Genomic DNA, 10,175 nt, shown 5'->3' on the forward strand with positions numbered 1-10,175 from the left:
GGGGGCGGGGGGGGGGGGGGGGGGCGGGGGCGCGCGGGGGGGGGGGGGGGGGGGGGGGGCCGGCCCCCCGCCCCGCCTCGTCGCCCTGCTCGGGCGCCGGCCGCACTGAAACAACCGGGATCACCCGGCGAGGTGAGCGCGCCGACACACCGGTATCCCGGCGCCCGGCCCACCCGACACGTTAAGATTGTCCGCATATCCGCAGTACACGCCGATTTCCCGCTAGGAGTGACCGTTTCGTGCGCGCAGCGCAGTCACCCGGTGACAGTACCGGGCCGGGTGACCGACCCGGCTGTCCGATAGGTTCGCCCACCGCCACCACGGCGGGTGCGGAATGATGCAGATCCTCTTCGCCGTGCTCGGCGTCCTCGTCTTCGTGCTGCTGACGGTCGGCACCGGTCTCGCCGTCGCGGCCGAGTTCTCCCTGACCGCGCTGGAACGCAGCACGGTGGACGCCAACGTCCGCCAGGTCGGCGACCGCCGCTCCCTGACCGTCCAGAAAGCCCACCGGACGCTCTCGTTCCAGCTCTCCGGCGCCCAGGTCGCGATCACCCTCACCACGCTCATCACCGGTTACCTGGCCGAGCCGCTGATCGGCGAGCTGGTCCGGCCGCTGCTGACCGGCATCGGCCTGCCGACGGCGTTCGCGAGCGGCGCGTCGATCGTGCTCGCCCTGGTCATCGCCACCTCGCTGTCGATGATCCTCGGCGAGATGGTGCCGAAGAACCTCGCGATCGCCCGGCCGCTGCCGACCGCCCGCGCGGTCACCGGCTACCACTCGCGGTTCTCCCTGCTGTTCCGCTGGCTCATCACGCTGATGAACAACAGCGCGAACTTCCTGGTGCGCAAGTTCGGTGTCGAGCCGCAGGAGGAACTGCGGTCGGCGCGGTCACCGCAGGAACTGGGCTCGATCGTGCGGTCCAGCGCCGAGAGCGGCACGCTCGACACGTCCACCGCGGAGCTGCTGGACCGCTCCCTGCGGTTCGGCGAGCGCACGGCGGAGGAGCTGATGACCCCGCGCGTGCAGCTGGAGGCGCTCGAGGTGGACGACACCATCGAGGACCTCATCGCCATCTCGAACCGCACCGGGTTCTCGCGGTTCCCGGTGCACGCCGAGGACCTCGACGACGTCCGCGGCGCGGTGCACGTGAAGCAGGCCTTCGCCGTGCCCGCCGCCGACCGGGCGAAGGTCCCGATCGGGTCGGTCATGCGGCCGGTGCCGACCGTGCCCGAGTCCCTGCCCGGCGACGACCTGCTCAACCGCCTGCGCGACTCGCGGTTCCAGCTGGCGATCGTCGTCGACGAGTACGGCGGCACCGCCGGGCTGGTGACGCTCGAGGACGTGGTCGAGGAGATCATCGGCGACGTCCGCGACGAGCACGACGACCGGGAAGCGCCGGCGTCGCAGCAGGTCGGCACCGACAGCTGGCTGGTGTCCGGGCAGCTGCGCCCGGACGAGGTCACCGACGTCACCGGGTTCCGGATGCCGGACGGCGACTACGAGACCATCGCCGGCCTGATCCTCGAACGGCTGGGCAAGATCCCCGCCGAAGGGGACGCCGCCGAGGTCGACGGCTGGCGGCTCACCGTCACCACGATGGACAAGCTCCGCGTCGCCGAGGTCGAGGTGGCCCCGGTCCGCACCGAGGAACCGGCCGAACAGGAGGTGGCCTCGTGAGCGACTGGCTGAACATCGCCCTCGTGGTGCTCCTGCTGCTGCTCAACGCCTTCTTCGTGGGCGCGGAGTTCACGCTCATCTCGTCCCGGCGCGACAGGCTGGAAGCGCTGCTGGAACAGGGCAAGACCCGCGCGAAGATCGTGATCAACGCGAGCAAGCACGTCTCGCTGATGCTGGCCGGCGCGCAGCTGGGCATCACCATCTGCTCGCTGCTGCTCGGGCGTCTCGGCGAACCCGCCGTCGCGCACCGGCTCTCGGCGTTCTTCGACCTGCTGGGGCTGCCGGAAGGGCTGCTGCACCCGATTTCGTTCGCGATCGCGCTGGCCTTCATCACCGTGCTGCACGTGCTGATCGGCGAGATGGTCCCGAAGAACCTCGCCATCGCCGAGCCGGAGAAGCTCGCGCTGTGGCTGGTGCCGGTGCACGTCGGCTGGGTGAAGATCGCGAACCCGTTCATCTGGCTGCTGAACTTCGTCGCGAACTCGCTGCTGCGCGCGGTGAAGGTCGAGCCGAAGGACGAGCTGGAGACGGCCTACACGTCCGACGAGCTGGCCGAGCTGCTCAGCGAGTCGCGCCGGGAGGGCCTGATCGACCAGTCCGAGCACCGGCGGCTCACGCAGACGCTGTCCTCGGTGCAGAAGACCGTGTCCGACGTGCTGGTGCCGACGGCGGATCTGACGACGCTGCCGTGCGGGCCGACGCTCGGCGACGTGGAGCGGGCCGTCTCCTCCACCGGGTTTTCGCGGTTCCCGGTGTGCACCGACGACGGGCGGCTGACCGGCTACATCCACGTGAAGGACGTCCTCGACCTGGCCGGCGAGGACCCGGCGACGGTCGTGCCCGCCTCGAAGACGCGGGCGCTGACCGAGCTGCGGGCCGACGCCCGGCTGGACGTGGCGCTTTCGGCGATGCGCAAGGAGGGCAGCCACCTGGCACGGGCCCTCGACCTCACCGGGAACGCCGTGGGCGTCGTCGCGCTCGAGGACCTCGTCGAGGAGTACGTGGGCACCGTGCGCGACGGCACCCACGTGGGCGCATGACCGGCGTCGACGTGCTCGCCGAACCGGACTGGCTGGCCCGGGAGGCGGCGCACGCCCAGCGGGTGCGCCGGTGGACCGTCCCGCACCAGGAGCGCCGGTCCCGGGGCGAGAAGCACCCGGTGCTGGACTTCCTGTTCACCTACTACTCGCACCGGCCGGGTCACCTCGAACGCTGGCAGCCGGGGCCGGGCGTCGCGCTCGCCGGGCCCGCGGCGCGGCGCTTCCTCGACCGGAAGGGGTACGTCGAGACGGCGGACGGCGTCGTCCTCGACCCGGCGGGCTTCACCGGGCGCAAGGCGAAGACGGCCGAGTTCGTGCTCGGCCTGCTGAGCGCGACGGCGTCGCGCGCCCCCCGGCTGAGCTGTTTCGGGCTGCACGAGTGGGCGATGGTCTACCGCGAGCCCGCGGATTCGGTGCGCCACGACCAGGTTCCGCTGCGCCTCGGGTCCGCGGGCACCGACACGGTGGTGGAGTCGCTGGAGATCAGGTGCGGGCACTTCGACGCGTTCCGGTTCTTCACCCCGCCCGCGCGGCCGCGCAACGCGCTGGAGCCGACGCGGGCGACGCAGGTCACCCTCGAGCAGCCGGGGTGCCTGCACGCGAACATGGACCTGTTCAAATGGGCCTACAAGCTCGATCCGTTCGTGCCGGCGGAGCTCGTCGCCGACTGTTTCGAGCTCGCCGCCGAGATTCGTGAGCTGGACATGCGGGCGAGCCCGTACGACCTGGCGGACCTCGGCTACCCGCCGGTGCGGATCGAGACACCGGAGGGCCGGGCCGAATACGCCCGCGCGCAGGCCGGTTTCGCCCGCCGGGCGACGCCGTTGCGTGCTCGGCTGATCGCGCATTGCCATCGCCTGGTCAGCCCAGCCGAGTGAGGAGAGCACCGGCAACACGACTGTGAGTCAGATTATTCCGGGGCCGCTGATCACCTGTTAGGGTGATAACGGTTTCATTGCATAGCTGCGCGTGCTTGACATGCGCTCACCCTCGAAAGGACGACGATGGGGCGACACGCCCGGGAGGACGAGCCGGTGCCGCACCCTCTGGACCGCACCGGGACGCAGCGCGTCCCCGGTGAGGGCAGGCCCGCCACCCCGCGGCGACCGCGCCCGGGCGAGTCCACCGGATCCCATCAGCCCGCCCGCCCGAGTGAGCCCCACGGTGCCTTCCAGGCCTTCGGCCCCGGCGAAGAGGCCCGCCGCCGCGGTGACGTGAGCGGTTCCTTCCAGGCCTTCGGCCAGGGTGAAGCCCCCGGTCCACACCGGACCCCGGGCCGCAGCGAAACCAGTGGTGCCTTCGAAGCGTTCAGCCAGCCCGAAAACACCGGCCCGCGCATCTCCGACCCGCACGCTCCCGGCCGCGGTGACACGAGCGGGGCCTTCCAGGCTTTCGGTCAGTCCGAAGGCACCGGTCCACACCGGACTTCCCGCCGTGGCGAAGCCAGCGGAACCTTCCGCGCCGCCACCCGTGGCGAATCTCCCGCCACCCCCGGCACGCCGGCCCCCGGTGAAGCGAGCGGCACGTTCCGCGCCGCCACCCGGGGCAAGTCCGGCATCCCGGCCCGCGGCGAAGCCACCGACTCCTCCGGCGCGCCCGCCCGTGGCGAAGCCAGCGGCACGTTCCGCGCCGCCACCCGAGGCAAGTCCGCCGACTCACCCGGCGCCCCGGCCCGCGGCGAAGCCACCGACCCCTCCGGCGCGGCCGCCCGTGGCGAAGCCAGCGGTACGTTCCGCGCCGCCACCCGAGGCAAGTCCAGCGACTCGCCCGGTGCCCCGGCCCGTGGCGAAGCCAGCGGCACTTTCCGGGCCGCCACCCGAGGCAAGTCCGCCGACTCACCCGCTGCGCCGGCCCGCGGCGAAACCACCGATTCCTCCCGCACCGGCGCTCGCGGCGAAGCCAGCGGGACCTTCCGCGCCGCCACCCGAGGCAAGTCCGGTACCCCCGCCGGCGGCGAATCCACCGGCTCGTTCGACACCGGGGCCCGCAGCACGGGGACTCCCGGGCGAGGCGAGGCCAGCGGCACTTTCCGCGCCCTCACCCGGGGCAAGGCCGGCGGCACCCCCGCCCGCGACGACTCGACCGGCTCTTTCGACGCCCCCGCCCGCGGCAAGTCCACCGGTTCGTTCCGCGCTCCCGCCCGCGGTGACTCCCCCGACCCGTCCGGGACTCCCGTCCGCGGCGAATCCACCGGCTCGTTCCGCACGCCCGGCCGGGGCGGTTCCACCGGGGCCTTCCCCTCTTCCGGCAAGAGCGAAAGCACCGGTTCCCGCCGAGCCGGCCGGAAGGACACCCCCGGTTCGCGCCGGGCTCCCGGGCGCGGCGAGGGCACCGGGCCCCGCCGCCGCGGCGAAGACTCCGGTTCCCAGCGCGCCATCAGCGACCTCGAAGAGACCACCGTCCTGCACGCGACCGGCCGCGGCGACGACACGGGCTCCCACCGCGTGGCCGGCAAGAGCGAGGACACCGGCTCCCACCGGGTCGCCGGGAAGAGCGAAGAGACCGGCTCCCACCGGACGCTCGGCAAGGGCGAGGCGACCGGTTCCCACCGCATCGTCGGCAAGAAGGCCCCGCGCCGCAAGATCGCCGGCTGGCCGATCGCCTGTGTCGTGCTCGCCGCGCTCATCGGGCTCGGCATCGTCGGCTGGAACTGGGCCGACAGCGAGCTCAACAGCCGCGCCGAGGCCCAGGCCGCCAGCTGCTCCGGCGGCACGTCGCAGATGCGTGTGATCGTCACCCCGAGCGTGCAGAAGCCCCTGGACGCCGCGGCCAACCGCTGGAACCAGGCGGCGACCGTGGTGCACGGCCAGTGCGTGCACGTGACGATCGAGGCCAAGCCTTCGGCGCAGGTGCTCGACGCGCTGGTCGGCCGGGCCAACATCAACGCGATCGGCGGGCTTCCCGCCGCGTGGCTGCCCGAGTCGACGTACTGGGTCAGCGAGCTCACCACCAAGAAGCCCGAGCTGATCGGCTCGCCCGCCCAGTCGGTCGCCACCGCGCGGTCGGCCGACTACCCGTTCATCGGGCTGACCGGGCCGGGCATCGACGACACCGTGCTGCGCGCCGCGCAGACCTTCCGCGAGTACCTGGAGCAGCCGGCCCAGCAGGCCGACTTCACCGCCGCGGGGATCAAGGCCGCCTGAGGCTCAGGACGGGCCGACCCGCGTGCCGTTGTCGAGCTCGGACAGCACGGCCAGGTCGTCGTCGGCCAGCTCGAAGTCGAACACCCCGAAGTTCTCGCGGGTCCGGGTCGTGGTGGCCGACGCCGCCACCGCGACCGTGCCGTTCTGCAGGTGCCACCGCAGCACGATCTGGGCCGGGGTCTTGCCGTACTTGGCCGCCAGCGCGGTGACGGTCTCGTTGGACAGGAGCGCGCCGTTCGCGGCCGGGCTCGACGCGCCGGTCAGGATGCCGTGCGCGTCGTGGAACTCGCGCAGCGGGAGCTGCTGCAGCCACGGGTGCAGCTCGACCAGGTTGAGCGCCGGGACGGTGCCGGTGGAGTCGATCAGGCGGCGCAGCTCGGCCGCGCTGAACCCGGCGACGCCGATCGCGCGGGCGCGGCCGTCGCCCCGCATCCGGGACAGCGCGCGCCAGGTGTCGGTGAACGCGCCGTTGGTGCCGTCCACCAGGACCAGGTCGACCCGCTCGGCCTGCAGCCCGGCCAGCACCTGGTCGGCCGCGCGGCGGGCGGCGTCGTAGCCCTGGACGGGCATCTTGACGCTGACGAACACCTCGTCGCGCGGGACCTCCGACGCGGCGAGGACCGCGCCCAGCGCCTCCTCGGTGCCCGGCGACGTGTCGATGCCGCGGTAACCGGTGTCGAGGGCGATGCGGACGGCGCGGCCGGTCTCGGCGGCGGTCAGGCCGCCGACGCCGAACAGCAGCTGGGGGATGCGGACTCCGTCGGACAGGGCTAGCGAAGGCGGAACGGCCATCAACCGGTGATCCTCACTTCGGATGCTGCGCAGGGCTGCCGGAGACCATCATTCCACCAGGGCGGTCCGCTCGCGCAGGTACGCGGCCGTCGCCGGATCCGCCGGGAAGAACGACTCGATGACCAGCTCCGCCACGGTGACGTCGAGGGGCGTGCCGAACGTCGACACCGTGCTGAAGAACGTCAGGTCGGTGCCCTCGTGGCGGAACTTCAGCGGCACGAAGATGTCACCGGGTCCGGGGACCTCCACCTCGGGAACCGGCTGGTCGCACGGGTAGGCGCGCAGCTCGGCCAGCAGGTCGGCGAGGCCGGCGTCGGCGGTCTGGCCGACCTGACGGCGCAGCCGGCCGAGCAGGTGGGCGCGCCACTCCCCCAGGTTGAGGATGTGCGGCGCCATGCCGTCCGGGTGCAGGGTCGCGCGGAGCACGTTGGTGGTCAGCTCGGGCGCCAGGCCGCCGACGAACAGGCCGGTGGCGGCGTTGGCGTCGACGAGGTCCCAGTTCCGGTCGACGACGGCGGCCGGGTACGGCTCGTGCCCGGTGAGCAGCTGCCGCACGGCCTGGCGGACGGCGGACATCTCGGGATCCCCCAGCGCGCTCTCGGTGTAGGCGGGCGCGTACCCGGCGGCGAGCAGCAGCCGGTTCCGGTCCCGCAGCGGGACGTCGAGGTGCTCGCCGAGCCGCAGCACCATGTCCCGGCTCGGCTTGGACCGCCCGGTCTCCACGAAGCTGAGGTGGCGGGTGGAGATGTCGGCGGAGATCGCCAGGTCGAGCTGGCTGATCCGGCGCCGGTCGCGCCATTCCCGCAGGAGCTCACCCACCGGCCGCTGCCGCGCGGCCACCCGCACCGAAGTCGTCACCCGGGCGACGCTACGACGATCACGGGAGCGCTGCCATTACTTCGGGGGTAATGGGACCGGACGACGGCACTACTTGGGCTCGGCATGCGGTTCGCCGCGCGCAGTGCGCAGATCCGCCGCCGCGGCATTACCTCGCGCGTAATCGACGCGCCGCCGCCCGGGCGCCAGAGTTGCGCTCAGCGAGGGACGGCGACAACCCGTTGTCCCCCAACCGAAGGAGCGAACCATGACCGACGTCCGGACCATTGTGGAGCAGTACATCGCCGTCTGGAACGAGACCGACGCCGGCCAGCGGCGGGCGCTCGTGGCCGACGTCTTCACCGAGGGGGCCGGGTACACCGACCCGCTCGGCTCGGTCGCCGGGCACGACGGGATCGACCGGTTCGTGGCCGGGGCGCAGGCGCAGTTCGGCGGGCTGACCTTCAGCCTGCCCGCCGAGCCCGACGCCCACCACGACCTCGCCCGGTTCCAGTGGCACCTCGGCACGCCCGGTGCCGAGCCGGTCGCGATCGGCTTCGACGTCGTCGAGCTGGAAGACGGCCGGATCGCGAAGGTGCACGGTTTTCTCGACAAGCTGCCCGGCTGAAGACGTGACCGGGGCGGGCTCCCCTCCCCCGCGAGGGGAGCCCGCCCCGGCACGGCTCAGCTCTTGAGCGCGCCGCGCCAGCGGACGGTCGGGCGCAGCTTGTCCATGTTCACCCGGTGCTTGTTGGCCCCGACGATGTCGAACATCGACTCGATGAGCGTGTCCGACAGCAGGTGCGGGTCCAGGCCGAGGCCGACCAGCCCGGTGTGCTGCACGTTGTAGTAGTGCTCCGGGGCCTCGGTCCGCGGGTTCTCCAGCTGCTCGATCTGCACCGGGCCGGGGAACCGCTCGGCGACGAGGTCGGCGATCGCGGCGACCGACATGCTCTCGGTCATCTGGTTGAAGACGCGGAACTCGCCCGCGTCGGCCGGGTTCTCCACGGCCAGCCGGATGCACTCCACGGTGTCGCGGATGTCGATCAGGCCGCGGGTCTGGGCGCCCTTGCCGTACACCGTCAGCGGCTGCCCCAGCACCGCCTGGATGACGAACCGGTTCAGCACCGTGCCGAACACCGCGTCGTAGTCGAAGCGGGTGGCCAGGCGCGGGTCCAGCGCGGTCTGCGGCGTCTGCTGCCCGTAGACGACGCCCTGGTTGAGGTCCGTGGCCCGCAGCCCCCAGGCGCGGCACGTGAACTCGATGTTGTGCGAGTCGTGGACCTTCGTCAGGTGGTAGAAGGAACCCGGCCGTTTCGGGAACAGCACGCGGTCCTTGCGGCCCTTGTGCTCGATGTCCAGCCAGCCTTCTTCGATGTCGATGTTCGGCGTGCCGTATTCGCCCATCGTGCCCAGTTTGACCAGGTGGATCGAGGGGTCGATTTCGGCGATCGCGTACAGCAGGTTGAGGTTGCCGACGACATTGTTGTGCTGCGTGTAGACCGCGTGTTCACGGTCGATCATCGAATAGGGTGCGGACCGCTGCTCGGCGTAGTGCACCACGGCGTCCGGCGCGAAGTCGCGGACCGCGTCGAAGAGGAAGTCCGCGTCGAGCAGGTCACCTTCGTAGCTGGTGATGCGCCGTCCGGACACCTCCTCCCACGCGGCGATCCGGTCCGGGAGCGTCTCGATCGGGACCAGGCTTTCCACGCCGAGCTCGACGTCGTAGCCCCGGCGGGCCAGGTTGTCGAGAACGGCCACCTCATGGCCTTTGTCCGATAAGTGCAACGCGGTGGGCCAGCCCAGATAACCGTCACCGCCGAGAACCAGCACTCGCATTGTGCCGCCTTTCCTGCTCGTTTACGCGCCAAGCATGCTGATTCCACCATGGGGCAGAGGCTTGCAAGAACCCGACGTTATCGATCAGGCGCTGATGAGCACCTGGCAATGACCTGTGAATCTCCTATGCATAGGGGGGTCGGACGGCGGCGCGCGCGACCCACGGGGAGGATGGGGGCATGACGACCGTAACCGGCGATGTGCGCCAGCGCACAGCGGAGCCGACACGCCGCCGGGGCTGGGCCCGCCTGGGCCGTGCCGCGGCGACCTCCGTCGCCGCCACCGTCGTCAGCCAGGTCGTGCTCCTGGCCGTGCTCGCCACCGGCGGGGCCGCGGTGCTGGCCAGCACCCTGGCCTGGGCGGCCGGCGCGGTGCTGAACTTCGTGATCACCCGCCGCTGGGTGTGGGGCCGCACCGGACGCCCCCGCGTCCGCCGCGAACTGCTGCCCTACCTGGCGGTCATCGGCCTCGGCGGGCTCGCCTCGATCGGCCTGACGACGCTGTCCGGCTCGCTGCTGACCCCGCTCAACCTGCCCCACGTGTGGTGGGTCGTCCTGGTCGACGGCGCGTACGTGGCCAGCTACGCGCTGGTGTTCGTCGTGAAGTTCACCCTGCTCGACCAGCTGGTGTTCGGCCGCGCCACCACCCCCTGACCCGCACGGGTCCTCGGGACCGGCGACGCGGCCGTCGTGTCGTCCATCCAGATGCGCGTGTCGTCCATCCCAGTACGCGTGTCGTCCATCCCAGTACGCGTGTCGTCCATCCGGCTTTGTGACTAGAGCGCCGGCACGTGTGATTGGCGGGTCGACCCGCGTGATCGAACGGACGACACGCGTACCTCGACGGACGACACGCGTACCGGGATGG

9 protein-coding genes are annotated in these 10,175 nt (G+C 71.9%); 6 read left to right on the plus strand and 3 right to left on the minus strand.

Annotated features, from left to right (window positions below; all coding sequences use genetic code 11):
• Nucleotides 1–334 precede the first annotated feature (334 nt).
• From ACGFMK_RS44345 to ACGFMK_RS44360, 4 genes are all read left to right on the plus strand, one after another.
• Nucleotides 335–1,678 (plus strand): hemolysin family protein, encoded by a 1,344-nt coding sequence (locus ACGFMK_RS44345; RefSeq protein ID WP_392776478.1) that lies wholly within the window; start codon nucleotides 335–337, stop codon nucleotides 1,676–1,678.
• The gene (locus tag ACGFMK_RS44350) at nucleotides 1,675–2,718 is read left to right on the plus strand and encodes a hemolysin family protein (RefSeq protein ID WP_392776481.1); all 1,044 of its coding nucleotides are present in this window, start codon (nucleotides 1,675–1,677) and stop codon (nucleotides 2,716–2,718) included. Before ACGFMK_RS44345 ends, ACGFMK_RS44350 begins: the two co-directional genes overlap by 4 nt.
• Nucleotides 2,715–3,596 carry a 3-methyladenine DNA glycosylase gene (locus ACGFMK_RS44355; protein WP_392776484.1) on the plus strand — a complete coding sequence of 294 codons (882 nt, stop codon included), beginning with the start codon at nucleotides 2,715–2,717 and terminating at the stop codon, nucleotides 3,594–3,596. Before ACGFMK_RS44350 ends, ACGFMK_RS44355 begins: the two co-directional genes overlap by 4 nt.
• 126 nt (nucleotides 3,597–3,722) lie before the next feature.
• Nucleotides 3,723–5,861: a hypothetical protein gene (locus ACGFMK_RS44360; RefSeq protein ID WP_392776487.1), complete on the plus strand. Its 2,139-nt coding sequence runs from the start codon at nucleotides 3,723–3,725 to the stop codon at nucleotides 5,859–5,861.
• A 3-nt stretch (nucleotides 5,862–5,864) separates the two neighbouring features.
• On the opposite strand, the gene ACGFMK_RS44365 is transcribed toward ACGFMK_RS44360, so the two are convergent.
• Together ACGFMK_RS44365 and ACGFMK_RS44370 are read right to left on the minus strand one after the other, a co-directional pair.
• The gene (locus ACGFMK_RS44365) at nucleotides 5,865–6,653 is read right to left on the minus strand and encodes an aldo/keto reductase (RefSeq protein WP_392776490.1); all 789 of its coding nucleotides are present in this window, start codon (nucleotides 6,651–6,653) and stop codon (nucleotides 5,865–5,867) included.
• 48 nt (nucleotides 6,654–6,701) lie between these two features.
• Entirely contained in the window at nucleotides 6,702–7,511 is an 810-nt protein-coding gene (locus ACGFMK_RS44370) for a helix-turn-helix domain-containing protein (RefSeq protein WP_392776493.1), read from the minus strand.
• Nucleotides 7,512–7,737: 226 nt separating this feature from the next.
• Here ACGFMK_RS44370 and ACGFMK_RS44375 point away from each other — a divergent pair, with 226 nt between their 5' ends.
• Entirely contained in the window at nucleotides 7,738–8,097 is a 360-nt protein-coding gene (locus ACGFMK_RS44375; protein WP_392776496.1) for a nuclear transport factor 2 family protein, read from the plus strand.
• A gap of 56 nt (nucleotides 8,098–8,153) precedes the next feature.
• On the opposite strand, the gene ACGFMK_RS44380 is transcribed toward ACGFMK_RS44375, so the two are convergent.
• Nucleotides 8,154–9,308: an NAD-dependent epimerase/dehydratase family protein gene (locus ACGFMK_RS44380; protein ID WP_392776498.1), complete on the minus strand. Its 1,155-nt coding sequence runs from the start codon at nucleotides 9,306–9,308 to the stop codon at nucleotides 8,154–8,156.
• A 179-nt stretch (nucleotides 9,309–9,487) separates the two neighbouring features.
• Between ACGFMK_RS44380 and ACGFMK_RS44385 the strand changes: the two genes are divergently transcribed.
• Nucleotides 9,488–9,961, plus strand: coding sequence for a GtrA family protein (locus ACGFMK_RS44385; protein WP_392776501.1), 474 nt, complete (start codon nucleotides 9,488–9,490; stop codon nucleotides 9,959–9,961).
• Nucleotides 9,962–10,175 lie beyond the last annotated feature (214 nt).

It is taken from the genome of Amycolatopsis sp. NPDC049252, from assembly GCF_043197175.1.
In the GTDB taxonomy this organism is placed as follows: Bacteria; Actinomycetota; Actinomycetes; order Mycobacteriales; family Pseudonocardiaceae; genus Amycolatopsis.